This window comes from Curtobacterium sp. 1310, from assembly GCF_017834105.1.
Taxonomy (GTDB): Bacteria; Actinomycetota; Actinomycetes; order Actinomycetales; family Microbacteriaceae; genus Curtobacterium.
Window position 1 is genome coordinate 647,686 of record NZ_JAFICY010000002.1, and the last position, 14,833, is coordinate 662,518.

A 14,833-nucleotide genomic window follows, 5' to 3' on the forward strand; every position below is an offset into this window, starting at 1 on the left:
TCACACCCGGAATAGTTTCAGTATGCGAAATACAACATGGGTGCTCGTCCGCGCTGTCACTGGCACGGATCCCACCGAAAGGAACCCATGCGCAAGATCACCCGTGCCGCCACCGGGGCGGCACTCGGACTCGTCCTCACCTCGTCGGGTTTCGTCGTCGCGACGGCCGCCAGCGCGGCACCCGACCTCCCGACGATCCCGGGCGCGACGCACGAGCAACCCATTGCCGACAGCTTCACCGGCATCAACGAGGTCCAGGGGGCGCGGAGCACCGGCGAGCGCGACGGGCTCAGCGTCTTCGAAGCGAGCCGCGCGACCCCGTCCGTCGCGGTCACGAGCTCGGTCTCGAAGGGCTCGCTCAAGGTCGTCGACCAGCAGGGCCACCTGCTCTGCACCGGGCACAACACCCCGGCGAACCAGCACCTGTACACCTGCGACCTCGCCGTCCTGCCGTCGGGTCCGCAGGTCATCACCGCCGCGGTCGTCAAGGCGGACGGGCACCACAGTGCTCCGGACCAGGCGCAGCTCGACGCCTACGCCGCCGACCCGGTCGTCTCGTCCGTCGACCGGAAGGGCGACGACCTGGTCGTCCGCGGCACCGCGAACCGCGACGTGCGCGTCGAGGCATCGCTCGACCGGGGGTCGATCGTGGCGAGCGCCCCGACCGGCGCCGACGGCCGCTTCGAGATCACGATCCCGGGCGGTGCCGCCGCCGAGCAGGCCGCGCTCCGCGCCGTGAACGACGCGATCCCGGCCAGCACCCCGAACCACGACCTGTTCGCCGTGAGCAACTGGGCCCCGGTCGACACCGGCAGCACGCAGCCCGGCGACGGCGAGCAGCCCGGCGACGGCCAGCAGGGCGGCGGCGAGCAGCCGGGTGCCGGTCAGGGCGACGGCCAGCAGGGCGGCGGGGAGCAGCCCGGCGAGGGGCAGTCCCCGGTCGAGGCCGTGACGAACCTGCACGACGGCGACGAGGTCCGCACCTCGCAGCCGACGTTCGAGGGCACCGCCCGTCCCGGCGGCTCGGTGAGCGTCGGCGGCATCACCGGCCCGGCGCTCGGCGTCGCCACCGCCGACGAGCACGGGCACTGGTCCACGAAGCTCGAGGGCTCCCTCAACACGGGCGAGAACCGGGTCGTCGTCCGCTTCCAGCAGGCGAACGGCGACTGGGTCGAGCGCCAGCGACTCGACATCACCTACACGCCGAAGTCCTCGACGTTCGAGCCGGCCCTGGCGAGCGGATCGACCGTCCACGAGGCACGTCCCGCCATCTCCGGCTCCGGCGTCCGCGCCTACAGCCCGGTGGACCTGGAGGACGCGAACGGCCGCACCTACGCGTCGGGGCGTGCGAACGCCGACGGCGAGTTCACGCTGGCCTTCTCCCGCGACCTGCACGAGGGCGAGAACGACCTGCACTTCCTCTTCGAGAGCCGTACGGGCGCCTGGACCAGCTCGGACTACGTCCTCACGTACTCGGCGCCCGGCGAGGGCACCGAGCAGCCCGGCGAGGGCACCGAGCAGCCCGGCGACGGCAGCGGCACCGAGGAGCCCGGCGACGGCAGCGGCACCGAGGAGCCGGGTGACGGCGCGTCCGACACCGCGTTCGCCGTCGACTCGACCCGCATCAGCGACAGCCAGGTCGCCGTGGACGTCCTCGGCCCGAAGGGCACCGAGGTGACCGTCGCGGCCAACGGCAAGACCAAGACGGTGACCCTCGGCGACGAGGAAGCGGCGCAGGTCGTCGTGACCGCTCCGAAGAAGCTCACCACGGTCGTCACCGCGACCGCGACGATCGACGGCGAGCAGGTCGAGCGCACGCTCACGATCGGCAACGGCGACCACGCCGCCGACCAGCTCGAGGCCCAGGTCACGAGCACCAGCGCCCTCTTCGGCACCGCGCAGATCACCGTGTGGGGCCTCCCCACCGGCATCGCCGGCCTGCAGGCCCACGAGGGCGAGCAGCAGCTCGCCGCGGGCGCGATCAAGGCCGACGGCGAGGGCAAGCTCTCCCTGTCCGGTCTCGCGAAGGGTGACCACGTGATCACCGTGACCGCCGGCGGCAAGCAGACCCAGGTGTCCGTGCACATCTGAGCCCGACCGCTCGCGCACGACGGCCCCGTCACCACGGTGACGGGGCCGTCGTCGTCCCCGCCTCAGTCGGCCCGGCGCGAGGCCGTCACCGTGAACTTCGCGGTCCGGACGACCTGTCGGGTCGGTCCGACGAGCCGCTCGAGCATGGGTCGGTACCGCAGGTGCGAGTTCCAGACGCACCACAGTTCACCGCCGGCCTGGAGGATCGTGGCCGCGTTGCGGAACATCGCCTCGGCCGCGTCGGTGCTCACCGTGGTGCCCTCGTGGAAGGGCGGGTTGCAGAGCACGAGCTTCGCAGACCCCTCGTCGAGCTCGTCGCCCGCGTCCGACCGGACGACCGTCACCCGGTCCGCGACGCCGTTCGCCACCGCCGTCGCCCGCGTCGACGCCACGGCGATCGCCGAGACGTCGGTCGCGACCACCTTGACGGCCGGGCGGCGGCGCGCCAGAGCAGTCGCGATGACGCCGTTCCCGCACCCGAGGTCGACGGCGACCCGCGCCGACGGGACGGCGTCGTCCATGACGTCGAGCAGCACCCGGGTGCCCTGGTCGAGCGACGTCCCCGCGAAGACGCCGCCGTGCGCGACGAGCGTCATCCCGAGCTCGTCGACGTGCACGGACCGCGGCCAGGGGTTCGTCGCGTCCGCGCGCACCGCCGTCGCACGGAGCGGGTCCTGCGCGATGAGCAGCCGCGACTTGCCGCGACCCCGTGACGCGGTGACCTCGCCGAAGTACCGGCGCAGGACGTCGTTCTGCGACAGGTTCATGTGCTTCGAGACCCCGCCGCAGAGCAGGACCACGTCGGGCGCCGCCCAGCGGGCGACGGCGCGTGCGAGTTCGTCGAGCCGGTCGTTCGACTTCGACAGCCGGAGGAGCACCAGGCGGACGTCGCGGAAGGCCTGCTCGAGCGTCTCGGTCAGCACGAAGCCGCTCCGGCCGAAGGTGCCGGCGTTCGCCTGCAGCGCCCGCACCCCGACGAGCGAGTCCTGCACGACCCGGACGCCCGACGCGCCGTGCACGGTCATGGCTCCGAGGGTCAGCACCCCGTACCGGTCGTCGACGACGGCGACCTCACCGGGCTGCCGGAGCGCGTCCCCGTGCACGTGCGGTGCCTCGTCGAGCATGAAGCGGTCGGTGCCGTCGATCGCGACGAGGTCGGGCTCGTCCCTGACCGGGGAGCGCCGGAAGTGGTCGGCGAAGTCGAATGGCACGGCCCCAGGGTACTCAGACGACGGTGCGGAGCCGCGCCGGTGCGCACGGCAGCGGTATATCACCGGTGCCGGTGGTATCCCAAGCCCCTACGCTCGGAGGAGACCGTTGCGCGACGAGCAACGGCAGGACGAGCGAGAGGGGCCGATGTTCGCTTCGCCAGACGCCGGCCGGCGTCCCCGCCTGCGGGACCAGGCGCGGGAACGCCTGCGGACCGAGATCATGAGCGGGGCGCTCGCCCCGGGGACCCTGCTCGACGACGAACAGCTCGCGCTCCGGCTCCGGTGCTCCCGGACGCCGGTGCGGGAAGCACTGTCGGACCTCGGGCACCTCGGTCTCGTCGAGTTCCGGCCGAACCGGTACACGCGCGTCACGGTCCCGCGCCGCGACGAACTCATCCCGACGCTGCAGACGCTCGGACTGCTCTTCGGGGGCGTCGTCCGCACCACGATCGGCGACCTCGGGGACCGCGACCGCGCCGCGCTCTTCCGGCGCATCGGGCTCGTGCTCGACTGCATGGCGATGCCCACGTGGCAGTGGGGTTCGGACGCGATCACCCCGGTCTACCGGACCTTCCTCGCGGCGTGCGACAACCCCCTCCTCGTGGCGGCCCTGAGCGGGACCCTCGACGGCCTGACGTACCGCCTGCGGCACGACGACATCCGGAGCGCACTGCCCTGGGAGCACATCCGGAACGGCCTCGTCGCGCTCCGCGTCGCGGTCGACTGCCGCGACGGACGGCTCGCGGAGCGGGCGACCTGGACGGTCCACCTGCTCCCCGACCCCGACCGTGGGCGGTCCTGACGTGTGCGCGTCCTGCGTCCGCTCGGTCATCGACACGGCCCGGGCGCACCGTCCCGGTCGCTGCTCCCCCGAGGACGACCGCCCGTCGCTCCCCCGCTGCACCGCTGTCGACGGTGTTCGCCGCGACCTCTTCGGCCCGCCGGTCGACTGACCTCAGCGCTGGGGGCGGTACAGCACGACCGCGGTGTTCCGCTGCGGTCGCATGCCCGCGCGCAGCGGGACTGCAGCGCCGGTGGTTGTCGCCGCGAAGACACGGGCGCCCGGGCGCGCGATGAGCTGATCGGCGAGCGCCCGCTCCAGCTCGCGCACGCGGTCGCGCAGCACCTGGTTCTCGTTCTCGAGGTCGAGCACCCGCCGGATCCCCTCCAGCGACACCCCCTCGGACCCGAGTCGCGCGATCTCGCGCAGCTGCGCGACGTCGCGCATCGAGTAGCGGCGCGAGCCACCGCGGGTGCGGCCCGGCACGACCAGGCCGAGCCGGTCGTACTGCCGCAGCGTCTGCGGGTGCATCTCGGCGAGCTCCGCCGCCACCGCGATGGCGAGGACGGGCGAGTTCTCGTCCATGTCGGTCATGGCTGGTTCCTTTCCGTCGTCCGCGTGGTCCGGAAACCAGTCTGGAGGCCCGGTGACGGTTCCTGACGGAGCCGCACCGAGCCTCCAGACCGGTTCACTGCTGTGGCTGCGCAGCGCTAGCTGCGCGCCTTGGCGAGGAGGTCCTCGCGGGGGTCCTCGTCGGGCAGGGCCGTACGGAGGGCCTCGACGGCCTCGCGCTGCTTGTCCGACAGGTGCGACGGCACCGCGACCTGCACGGTGGCGAGCAGGTCACCGGTACCGCTCTTGGTCGTGACCCCGCGTCCCTTGACGCGCAGGACGCGGCCGGACGGCGTGCCGGGGGCGACCTTGAGCTTGACGGGCTCGCCGCCGAGCGTCGGCACCTGGATCGTCGCGCCGAGCGCCGCCTCGACGAACGTCACGGGGACGTCCACGCGGAGGTGCTGCCCGTCGCGCTCGAAGACCGGGTGCTTGCGGACGGAGACGCTGACGACCAGGTCGCCGGCCTCTCCGCCGTCCGGACTCGGCTCGCCGCGCCCGCGCAGGCGGATCTTCTGCCCGTCGGCGACGCCCGCGGGGATGCGGACGTTCACCGGTCGGCCGTTGCCCTGCGAGAGCTTGACGGTGTCACCGGCGATCGCGGTGGTGAAGTCGAGCGTCGTCGACGCCGTGACGTCGCGACCCTTGGTCGGACCGCCGAAGCCGCGGAAGCCGCCGGACGACTGCCCGAAGCCCTGACCGCCGCCGAACATCCCGCCGAGGATGTCCTCGAAGCCGCCGGCGCCGCCGCGAGCACCGCCCTGGCCGAAGCGCACACGCTGCCCGCCCTGCTGGCCGAACATCCCGCCGAAGACGTCCTCGAACCCGCCGCCCTGGCCCGGGCCACCCGCGGTGAAGCGGGCGCCGGAGCCCATGGCACGGACCTGGTCGTACTCGGCGCGCTGCTCCTTGTCGGAGAGCACCGAGTAGGCCTCGCTGATCTCCTTGAAGCGGGACTCGGCGGCAGCGTCACCCGGGTTGGAGTCCGGGTGGTACTGCCGGGCGAGCTTCCGGTAGGTCTTCTTCAGCTCAGCGTCGCTCGCCGTCTTGTCGACGCCGAGGACCTTGTAGAAGTCCTTGTCGAACCAGTCCTGACTGGCCATGAATCCCTACCTCCTTCCCGAGCCTCAGGCCGGGACCGCGACGGCGACCTTGGCCGCGCGGAGCACGCGGTCGCCGAGCTTGTAGCCCGGCTCCACGACGTCCGCCACGGTCTGGTCGGTCGCACCCGGCGTGGGCAGCTGCACGATCGCCTCGTGCACGTTCGGGTCGAAGAGCTCGCCCTTCTCGCCGATCTGCACCAGCTTGAACTTCTCGAAGCCGCCGCGGATCTTCTGCCCGATGACCTGCATGGGGCCCTCGGTCAGGTCGCCGTGGGCCTCGGCGCGGGTCAGGTCGTCCAGGGCCGGCAGCAGGGCGCGGACGACCTCGGCGATGACGGCGTCGCGGTTCGCCTCGCGGTCGCGCTCGACGCGCTTCCGGAAGTTCACCAGCTCGGCCTGCGCACGGAGCATGTCGGCGCGCATGTCGGCGACGAGGTCGCGGTCCTCGCTGCTCAGCTTGTCCTCGGCGATTCCGCGGGCGGCGTCGTCGAGGAGCGCCTGGTCCTCCGGTGAGAGGTCCGTGGGGACCTCGACGTCGGGGCCCTCGGCCTCGATCAGGTCCTCGGCGCCGTCGACGTCAGCCGTCGCGCCGTCCTCCGACCCGTCGGGGTGACCGGTGCCTGCGGAGCCGGCGGGCCCGGCGGAACCGTCCGCCGGGCCGCGCCCTGCCTGCGCACCGTCAGCCGAGCCTCCAGGCAGGTTCTCGTCCTGCGGGTCCGGGTTCTTGGTGTCGTCAGCCATGCGTTACTTCTTGTCCTTGTCGTCCTCGTCGTCCACGACCTCGGCGTCGACGATGTCCTCGTCGTCCTCCTGCGGCTGGTCGGCGGTCGGCTGCTCGCCACCGGCCGCGGCGCCCGCGTCCTGCTGGGCGTAGATGGCCTGGCCGAGCTTGCCCTGCGACTCGTTGAGCTTGTCGAAGGCGGTCTTCACGGCCTCGTCGTCGTCACCCGCGAGGGCCGACTTCAGGGAGTCGACGTCCGCCTGCACCTCGGACTTGACGTCCGCGGGGAGCTTGTCGTCGTTCTCCTTGATGAGCTTCTCGATCGAGTAGACGAGCTGCTCGGCCTGGTTGCGACGCTCGTTGGCCTCGCGGCGGGCCTTGTCCTCGGCGGCGTGCTCCTCGGCCTCGCGCACCATGCGCTCGATGTCCTCCTTCGGCAGCGACGAGCCGCCGGAGATGACCATCGACTGTTCCTTGCCGGTGCCCTTGTCCTTCGCGGACACGTGCACGATGCCGTTGGCGTCGATGTCGAAGGTGACCTCGACCTGCGGCACGCCACGGGGAGCCGGCGCGATGCCGGTGAGCTCGAAGGTGCCGAGCGGCTTGTTGTCACGGGTGAACTCGCGCTCGCCCTGGAAGACCTGGATCGCGACCGACGGCTGGTTGTCGTCGGCGGTCGTGAAGGTCTCGCTGCGCTTGGTCGGGATCGCGGTGTTGCGGTCGATGAGCTTCGTCATCAGGCCACCCTTGGTCTCGATGCCGAGGGACAGCGGCGTGACGTCGATGAGCAGGACGTCCTTGCGCTCGCCCTTCAGGACACCGGCCTGCAGGGCGGCGCCGACGGCGACGACCTCGTCCGGGTTGACGCCCTGGTTCGGCTGCTTGCCGCCGGTCAGGCTCTTGACGACCTCGGCCACGGCGGGCATGCGGGTCGAACCACCGACGAGCACCACGTGCGCGATGTCGTTGACCGAGACACCCGCCTCCTTGATGACGTCGTTGAAGGGCTTCTTCGTGCGGTCGAGCAGGTCGGAGGTCATCTGCTCGAACTGCGCGCGCGAGATGGTCTCGTCGAGGTTCAGCGGGCCCTCGGCGGTCAGCGTCAGGTACGGGAGCTGGATGTTCGCCGACATCTGCGACGAGAGCTCCTTCTTGGCCTGCTCAGCCGCTTCCTTCAGGCGCTGCTTCGCGATCTTGTCCGTGGACAGGTCGACGCCGTGCTCGTCCTTGAACTTCTTGACGAGGTGGTCGACGATGCGCTGGTCCCAGTCGTCACCGCCGAGGCGGTTGTCGCCCGAGGTCGCACGGACCTGGATCGTGGAGAAGTCGTCGTCCTTGCCCACCTCGAGCAGGGAGACGTCGAACGTGCCGCCACCGAGGTCGAAGACCAGGATGAGCTCGTCTTCCTTGCCCTTGTCGAGGCCGTAGGCGAGCGCCGCGGCGGTCGGCTCGTTGATGATGCGGAGGACGTTGAGGCCGGCGATCTCACCGGCGTCCTTCGTGGCCTGGCGCTCGGCGTCGTTGAAGTACGCCGGGACGGTGATGACCGCGTCGGTGACGTCCTCACCGAGGTACTGCTCGGCGTCGCGCTTGAGCTTGCCGAGGGTGCGGGCCGAGATCTCCTGCGGCGTGTAGCTCTTGCCGTCGATGTCGACCTTCCAGTCGGTACCGATGTGGCGCTTCACGGAGGCGATGGTGCGGTCGACGTTGGTGACGGCCTGGCGCTTGGCGGTCTCGCCGACCAGGACCTCGCCGTCCTTCGTGAAGGCGACGATCGACGGCGTGGTGCGGAGCCCCTCGGCGTTCGCGATGACGGTGGGCTCGCCACCCTCGAGCACGCTGACGACCGAGTTGGTGGTTCCGAGGTCGATGCCTACTGCACGTCCCATGTTGTGGTGCTCCTTCGGTTGGGTTCGTGGTCTTGCTGAAGCTTACGCGGAGTTGCGTCCGCTGCACTCAAGTTTACTCAGAGCCGGCCGCGCGTCAAGTCTCCGAAGCGGAAGTTGAGTCGATCGGGGGCAAGTTCATCGTAGTCATCACACTCGGCAGAACTTCAGGAACATGGGTGATATTTCTTATGTCCTATGACCAGTGCCCGGCGCGTCGCGCGTGCGTGGCCTCGATCCGAAAGACATCTCTTCACATGAAGTCATTCCTCCGGAGGGCCGTCGCGACCGGCGTTGCCCTTTCAGCCCTTGCCACCTTCTCAGTAGGCTCCCCAGAGGCCAGGGCAACTCCGGTGAGTCCTCGAGCGGACTCAGATAAAATCCAACTGATCTTCGAGAGCGGAGGTAGGTATTACACGCCGGCTCCCGGCGATTGTACCTACATGCCTTGCACGTTCTACGTGTCGTATGGCTCGCTTGCTGAAGCAGAGGCAAGAGCACCCTTTTGGAATGTTATATTCCACGACGACGGGCGCTTCGGCTTCGAGAGGAATCATTATTGCGTAGGCGCCATCGGCCGAGGCGCCGGGGGCCCGAATGGCGGGTTCTTCCCGGTCGTTCAGTCGAACGCCGTTTGCAGCGGCGAAGAATCGAAGTGGCGCTTCGACGGTAAAAGCCTGAAAACCAATTCCGGCCGAGGCATCGGAGGCCCTTCGGTATCCGGGGGCGCAGCAGCAGAGGGCTGGACGTCCTGGGAATACCGTTACCTCGACTACAGCAAATCGTCTCTTCCGCTCGTGAGCGATGTCAGCACCATCGCCCCTTCAGCAGTCGTCTCCTTCTCGGACGTGCCGGTCGCGGCGCCGGGGACGACGACGGGTTGGATCAACGGATCGATCTCGAAGAACACCAAGGGTGAGCTCGAGCTGAAGGCTCCCGCGGGCACGAAGATCGTCGAAGCACGCGGCGAGGGTGTCGGCAACGGCTCGACCATCACGGGGCAGGTCAGCAGCGACGGCCAGAGTGCGCTCTTCAAGGGCGACAACACCTGGGCCGATGACTACCGCAAGATCCAGCTCAAGCTGCGCGTGAACGACGACGCAGCAGCCGACACGACCCTGAACGGCGGCACCGCCACCATCAAGACGGCGGGGACGGACACGGTCGTCGGCGAGGGCTCGTTCTCGGCCAAGACCGGCTCGAAGGTCGCCTTCGACGTCCCCGCGACGCCCGCCGGGCAGACCACCGACTGGATCTCCGGCACGATGTCGTCCTCGGCCTCGCGACAGGGCGACGTCACGCTCCACGCCCCCGCCGGCACCAAGTTCGCCGCCGTCCGCGGCGGCGGCGGCAAGGGCAGCTTCGTCAACGGCACCGTCTCGGCGGACGGCACGACCGCGACCATCGAGAAGGACAACACCTTCTCGAACAGCTTCCGCAAGATCCAGTTCAAGCTCCAGATCCTCGACGACCAGAAGGCCGGCGACACCCTCACCGGCGGAACCGCCGACATCATCACGAGCGACACCAAGCAGATCGTCGCCCACGGCACCTTCTCCGCCATCGTCGCCGTCCAGAACGGCGGCGTCACCGCGGCTGCCTCGGACAGCACGGCGCTGGTTCGTGGTGGGACGGTCGACGTGCCGTTCAGCACGGAGGCGACGACCAAGTACACCGAGCTGAAGGCCTCGGTCGAGCTGACCGCGCCGTCCGGCACGACGTTCGCGGCGGGCTCCACGCTCAAGGGGCAGTGGCGCAAGAACAACAGCGAGGCCTGGCGCGACAGCGACTCGCTCGCCCTCAGCGTCACCAAGGTCGACGGCGACAAGCTCACCGGCACCTTCGACAGCTCGTCGTCCTACTTCGTGCAGGAGCAGGGCTACCAGCTCCGCTGGCTGGCTCCGGTGAAGGCTGACGACAAGACGCCGGACGGGGCCGGGGCCCTCGGCTACAAGATCACCGGCTCGACCAACCACGGCGCGGTCGCGATCGACGCGACCTCGCCGGTGAGCACGCCGGTCAGCCGCTCCACGATCACCTTCGCGGACGTGCCGGTCGCGGCGCCGGGGACGACGACGGGCTGGATCGACGGATCGATCTCGAAGAACACCAAGGGTGAGCTCGAGCTGAAGGCTCCCGCGGGCACGAAGATCGTCGAAGCACGCGGCGAGGGTGTCGGCAACGGCTCGACCATCACGGGGCAGGTCAGCAGCGACGGCCAGAGTGCGCTCTTCAAGGGCGACAACACCTGGGCCGATGACTACCGCAAGATCCAGCTCAAGCTGCGCGTGAACGACGACGCAGCAGCCGACACGACCCTGAACGGCGGCACCGCCACCATCAAGACGGCGGGGACGGACACGGTCGTCGGCGAGGGCTCGTTCTCGGCCAAGACCGGCTCGAAGGTCGCCTTCGACGTCCCCGCGACGCCCGCCGGGCAGACCACCGACTGGGTCTCCGGCACGATGTCGTCCTCGGCCTCGCGTCAGGGTGAGGTCACGCTCCACGCCCCCGCCGGGACCAAGTTCGCCGCCGTCCGCGGCGGCGACGGCAACGGCAGCACCGTCGGCGGCACCGTGTCGGCAGACGGCACGACCGCGACCATCAGCGGCGACAACACCTGGTCGAACACCTACCGCAAGATCCAGTTCAAGCTCCAGATCCTCGACGACCAGAAGGCCGGCGACACCCTCACCGGCGGAACCGTCGACGTCATCCCCGCGAAGACCGATCAGGTCATCGCGCACGGCACCATCTCCGCCACCGTCGCCGAACCGGTCATCGAGAACGGCGGCATCGCATCGACGGCGCTCGGGTTCGACACCGAGGTGAAGGTCGGTGAGCAGCAGGACGTGTTCGCGGGCCTGGAGGCCACCGCGGACCTGACGTCGCTCACGGGCACCACGTTCGAGGTCACGGCTCCGGCCGGCACGAAGTTCGTCGCGGGTACCGCGAAGGCCCAGACCTCCGCCGACGGCTCGACCTGGCAGACGGACAGCCGGTCTTCCGCGACCGTGCAGGTCAAGGACGATGGTGCGAAGGCCACCGTCACGGTGAGCACGGCTGCCGGCTGGACGCTTGCCAAGGGTACGAAGACCCGCTGGAGCCTGCCGATCGAAGGCGTGACGCCGGGTACCGGTGACGCGACCTTCACCGTCTCCGGCTCGAGCGACCACGGCGCCTTCACGGCATCCGGGAGCTCCTCGGTGACCGTGACCAAGCCGGCCGGGGTGTCCCGCCCCTTCTCGGTGCAGAGCCCGGAGGACAACAGCGCCACCGCGAACCGCACGCCGTACTTCATGGGCTGGGGTACCGCAGAGTCGACCGTCCGGATCCAGGACGGCGTCGGCGGGCCGGAGATCGGCAGCACCACCGTGGACGACAACGGCTGGTGGGGCAAGGTCAGCACGGCCACCCTGCGTGACGGCGTGCACACCTTCGTGATCACGCAGACGAAGCCCGGCGGCGAGACCGAGACGATCACGCGGACCGTCACCATCGACTCGATCCGCGACCTGACGATCGACTCCCCGGTCGACGGGAGCACGGCCTGGTACCCGAACCCGGCCCTCATCGGCTGGGGCACCCCGGGCGGTCACGTGACGATCACGGACGAGAACGACAACGTCCTCGGCAGCGAGGACATCAACTCCGAGGGCTGGTTCGGCGTGACGAGCGCGAAGGCGCTGGCGAACGGGCAGCACACGCTGACGTTCACCCAGACCGCGAACGGCGCGACGAACACCAAGACGGTCTCGATCACGATCGCGCACAAGCCCTTCCAGATCGACTCTCCTCAGGACGGCGGTTCGAGCTGGTGGCCGAACCCGTCGTACATCGGTTGGGCGACGCCGGGCGCTTGGGTCGACGTGTTCGACACCGACGGCACCACCCGTCTGGCGCACGTCCAGGCGAACGACGACGGTTGGTTCGGCATCGTGAGCGAGAAGGCGCTGTCCTACGACACGCACACGCTGCACTTCCGCCAGACGTTCAACGACGCCACGACGGAGACCTCTGTGCAGTACACGATCGCGGCTGACCCGCTGCGCATCGAGGCCCCGACCGACGGCTACACCAACTGGTGGCCGAAGCCGTCCTTCATCGGCTGGGCGACCCCGGGCGCGCAGGTCCGGATCACGGACACCGACGGCAGCGAGATCACCACGGTCACCGCGAACGGCGAAGGCTGGTTCGGTGAGATCAGCCCGAAGGACCTGACGGTCGGTGAGCACACGATCACCTTCACGCAGCTGCTGAACGACCGACCGGTCGGTGAGCAGCAGACCCGGACGATCACGATCACCGAGAACTGACGGTCACGACGAGAAGGCCCCCTCCGCACTGCGGAGGGGGCCTTCCCCGTGTCAGCGGCCGTTGCGGCGAGCCGTGCGGTCGCGCACCGACGAGGCGGACCAACGCAGCACCTCCAGGCCGTGCAACGCCGGACGGGAGGCGCGGTGCAGGTGGTCGACGAACGGTTGCGCCGGATCACCGGCGCGGGCCACGATCGCGCGGCGGTGCCGCTCGTTGGCCCACCAGTACTGCCACGAGGGGAACCTGCCACTGATCGTGTACTCGAGGACGACGTCGTCGTGCGGAAGGTACGCGCCGGGCGTCCAGCCACGCAGGAACAGGTCGAAGTCCTCCGCCACCCGGACCTGCTCGTCGTACCCACCGAGCGCCTCCCACCACGACCGCCGGAACGCGCACGCGGGGTGGTTGACCGCCATCCTGCCTCGGGCGAAGGCCTCGTCGACACCCTGCGGTGTTCCGGGCATCAGCGGCCATGGGCGCGTGCCCCCGGGGTGGACCCCGATCGAACGTCCGAACACGGCGACCGCGGACGGGTTGCCGTCGAGGGCGGCGACGTGCGCGGCGAGACGCCCGGAGAGCATCCGGTCGTCGGCGTCGAGGGGCACGATGACGGAGCCGCGGGCCGCCTCGATCGCGGCGTTCCGTGCAGCGGAGCGTCCGCGGTTCCCGTCCGACGACAGCACCTGGACCTCGGGACCGAACGACCGCGCGACGGCCGCGGTGCTGTCAGTCGACCCGTCGTCGACGACGAGCACCTCGAACGGCTCGTCGACACGTTGCGTCAAGCAGCTGGCGATGGCCCGCTGCAGGGTCGCCTGCGCGTTGTACGCAGCGATGACGATCGAGAGGCGGATCGGATCAGGAGGAATGGGGAGGCAACTCACTCTGATATACTAACATTTGCTATGCGAGACGTGATGGTGGTGCAGCCCGGGCAGGGGATCCGGACCGTCCACGCCATCACGGCGCTCGCGGCCCTGGTGGGCGTGCTCGCGGGCGTGACGTCGGTGCTCCACGTGGGGTCGACCTCGGTGAGCGGGATCGTCACCGCGGGCAGCGCAGCCGCATGCACGGCGCTCGCGCCCATGCTGATCGGGTCTCGATCGCCGGTCGCCGTCCCGGGTCTGCTGTTCCTCGCGCTCGCGTTCGGACGGGCCCTCTTCGCACCGGACGTCGACGGTCTGCAGAACGTCGCCGCCTACACGATCCTCCTCCTGCTGCCCGCCTTCGTCGCCCTCCAGGCGACCCCCGACATCGCGGATCGTGTCCTCCGGTGGTTCGCCGCCTCTGGCCTGCTCGCCACCGCGCTGTTCGCCGTCCAACAGACCCTCGGGCTGCTGACCGACGGCATCCGTTCGTACGCCCTCGCCGCACTGCCGATGCTCGCCGCTGCAGCCGCACTCCGCGCCGGACCGTGGCTGCTGCGGATCGCCCCCGCGGTCATCGTCGTCGGCATCGTCGCGAGCCTCTCCCGCACAGCGTCGGTGGTGGCTCTCCTCGTCCTCGTCGTCCTCGTGACCCGCCGACCGGTGGGCCACAGGATCCGCCTTGCGATCCTCGCCGTCGTCGGTGCCGGCGCGACACTCGCTGCCGTGTGGACGTGGGTGCCGTCCTACCGCGGCCGGTTCACCTCGGGGGACAACGCGATGCTCGGTGGGGTCGCCATCAACACGTCCGGACGCGCGAAGCTCTGGGACGTCGTGGCCGACCACGCGAGAAGCGCACCGCTGGTCGGCCACGGGCCGGGGAGCGCCGCGCGGCTCGTCACCGAGACGTTCGTCGGCATCCGGCAGCCGCACAACGACTGGCTCCGGCTCCTGCACGACACCGGTTGGATCGGCGTCTCCCTCTTCGCCCTCGCTGCCGTGACCACCCTCGTCCGGATCGCCCGCGCTGCGCAGCGCACCGACGACGCCGTGCACTGGGCAGCGCTCGCCGCGTTCCTCGCCCTGCTGGTCACGGCGGCCACCGACAACACCCTGATCTACCCGTTCGCGATCGGTCCGACGGCGGTCCTCATCGGACTGTCCCTCGGGTCGGACGCGCGACGGGACCCGCCGACGACCATCCCGCTGTCGGCTCCGACCACCCGCCACACGAAAGGTCCCTGA

10 protein-coding genes are annotated in these 14,833 nt (G+C 70.1%); 4 read left to right on the forward strand and 6 right to left on the reverse strand.

Features of this window, described 5'->3' with window-relative positions; all coding sequences use genetic code 11:
• Positions 1–87: 87 nt before the first annotated feature.
• Positions 88–2,091: a hypothetical protein gene (locus JOD95_RS07090; protein ID WP_209684139.1), complete on the forward strand. Its 2,004-nt coding sequence runs from the start codon at positions 88–90 to the stop codon at positions 2,089–2,091.
• 62 nt (positions 2,092–2,153) lie between these two features.
• Here JOD95_RS07090 and JOD95_RS07095 read toward each other — a convergent pair whose 3' ends face one another.
• Positions 2,154–3,302, reverse strand: a complete 1,149-nt coding sequence (locus tag JOD95_RS07095; protein ID WP_066651961.1) for a class I SAM-dependent methyltransferase — start codon at positions 3,300–3,302, stop codon at positions 2,154–2,156.
• Positions 3,303–3,447: 145 nt separating this feature from the next.
• Between JOD95_RS07095 and JOD95_RS07100 the strand changes: the two genes are divergently transcribed.
• Positions 3,448–4,104, forward strand: coding sequence for a GntR family transcriptional regulator (locus JOD95_RS07100; RefSeq protein WP_066651959.1), 657 nt, complete (start codon positions 3,448–3,450; stop codon positions 4,102–4,104).
• A gap of 153 nt (positions 4,105–4,257) precedes the next feature.
• On the opposite strand, the gene JOD95_RS07105 is transcribed toward JOD95_RS07100, so the two are convergent.
• The 4 genes from JOD95_RS07105 to dnaK all read right to left on the reverse strand — a co-directional run bounded on the left by JOD95_RS07105 (position 4,258) and on the right by dnaK (position 8,408).
• Positions 4,258–4,668 (reverse strand): heat shock protein transcriptional repressor HspR, encoded by a 411-nt coding sequence (locus JOD95_RS07105; protein WP_209684476.1) that lies wholly within the window; start codon positions 4,666–4,668, stop codon positions 4,258–4,260.
• A gap of 125 nt (positions 4,669–4,793) precedes the next feature.
• Positions 4,794–5,798: a DnaJ C-terminal domain-containing protein gene (locus JOD95_RS07110; protein WP_209684140.1), complete on the reverse strand. Its 1,005-nt coding sequence runs from the start codon at positions 5,796–5,798 to the stop codon at positions 4,794–4,796.
• A gap of 24 nt (positions 5,799–5,822) precedes the next feature.
• Entirely contained in the window at positions 5,823–6,539 is a 717-nt protein-coding gene (locus JOD95_RS07115) for a nucleotide exchange factor GrpE (RefSeq protein WP_209684141.1), read from the reverse strand.
• Between the two features lie 3 nt (positions 6,540–6,542).
• Positions 6,543–8,408, reverse strand: coding sequence for a molecular chaperone DnaK (dnaK, locus tag JOD95_RS07120; protein ID WP_209684142.1), 1,866 nt, complete (start codon positions 8,406–8,408; stop codon positions 6,543–6,545).
• Positions 8,409–9,202: 794 nt separating this feature from the next.
• Between dnaK and JOD95_RS16915 the strand changes: the two genes are divergently transcribed.
• Positions 9,203–12,721 carry an Ig-like domain-containing protein gene (locus JOD95_RS16915; RefSeq protein ID WP_209684143.1) on the forward strand — a complete coding sequence of 1,173 codons (3,519 nt, stop codon included), beginning with the start codon at positions 9,203–9,205 and terminating at the stop codon, positions 12,719–12,721.
• A 51-nt stretch (positions 12,722–12,772) separates the two neighbouring features.
• Here JOD95_RS16915 and JOD95_RS07130 read toward each other — a convergent pair whose 3' ends face one another.
• Positions 12,773–13,606 carry a glycosyltransferase gene (locus JOD95_RS07130; protein WP_209684144.1) on the reverse strand — a complete coding sequence of 278 codons (834 nt, stop codon included), beginning with the start codon at positions 13,604–13,606 and terminating at the stop codon, positions 12,773–12,775.
• Positions 13,607–13,627: 21 nt separating this feature from the next.
• Between JOD95_RS07130 and JOD95_RS07135 the strand changes: the two genes are divergently transcribed.
• A complete protein-coding gene (locus JOD95_RS07135) occupies positions 13,628–14,833 on the forward strand; it encodes an O-antigen ligase (RefSeq protein ID WP_209684145.1) in 1,206 nt (401 codons plus the stop codon).

Excerpts from the sequence above, each read along its gene's own strand:
- JOD95_RS07105 (WP_209684476.1), bottom strand. The coding sequence starts at position 4,668 with ATGGACGAGAACTCGCCCGTCCTCGCCATCGCGGTGGCGGCGGAGCTC.
- JOD95_RS07110 (WP_209684140.1), bottom strand. The coding sequence starts at position 5,798 with ATGGCCAGTCAGGACTGGTTCGACAAGGACTTCTACAAGGTCCTCGGC.
- JOD95_RS07090 (WP_209684139.1), top strand. The coding sequence starts at position 88 with ATGCGCAAGATCACCCGTGCCGCCACCGGGGCGGCACTCGGACTCGTC.
- JOD95_RS07135 (WP_209684145.1), top strand. The coding sequence starts at position 13,628 with ATGCGAGACGTGATGGTGGTGCAGCCCGGGCAGGGGATCCGGACCGTC.
- JOD95_RS07100 (WP_066651959.1), top strand. The coding sequence starts at position 3,448 with ATGTTCGCTTCGCCAGACGCCGGCCGGCGTCCCCGCCTGCGGGACCAG.
- dnaK (WP_209684142.1), bottom strand. The coding sequence starts at position 8,408 with ATGGGACGTGCAGTAGGCATCGACCTCGGAACCACCAACTCGGTCGTC.
- JOD95_RS07115 (WP_209684141.1), bottom strand. The coding sequence starts at position 6,539 with ATGGCTGACGACACCAAGAACCCGGACCCGCAGGACGAGAACCTGCCT.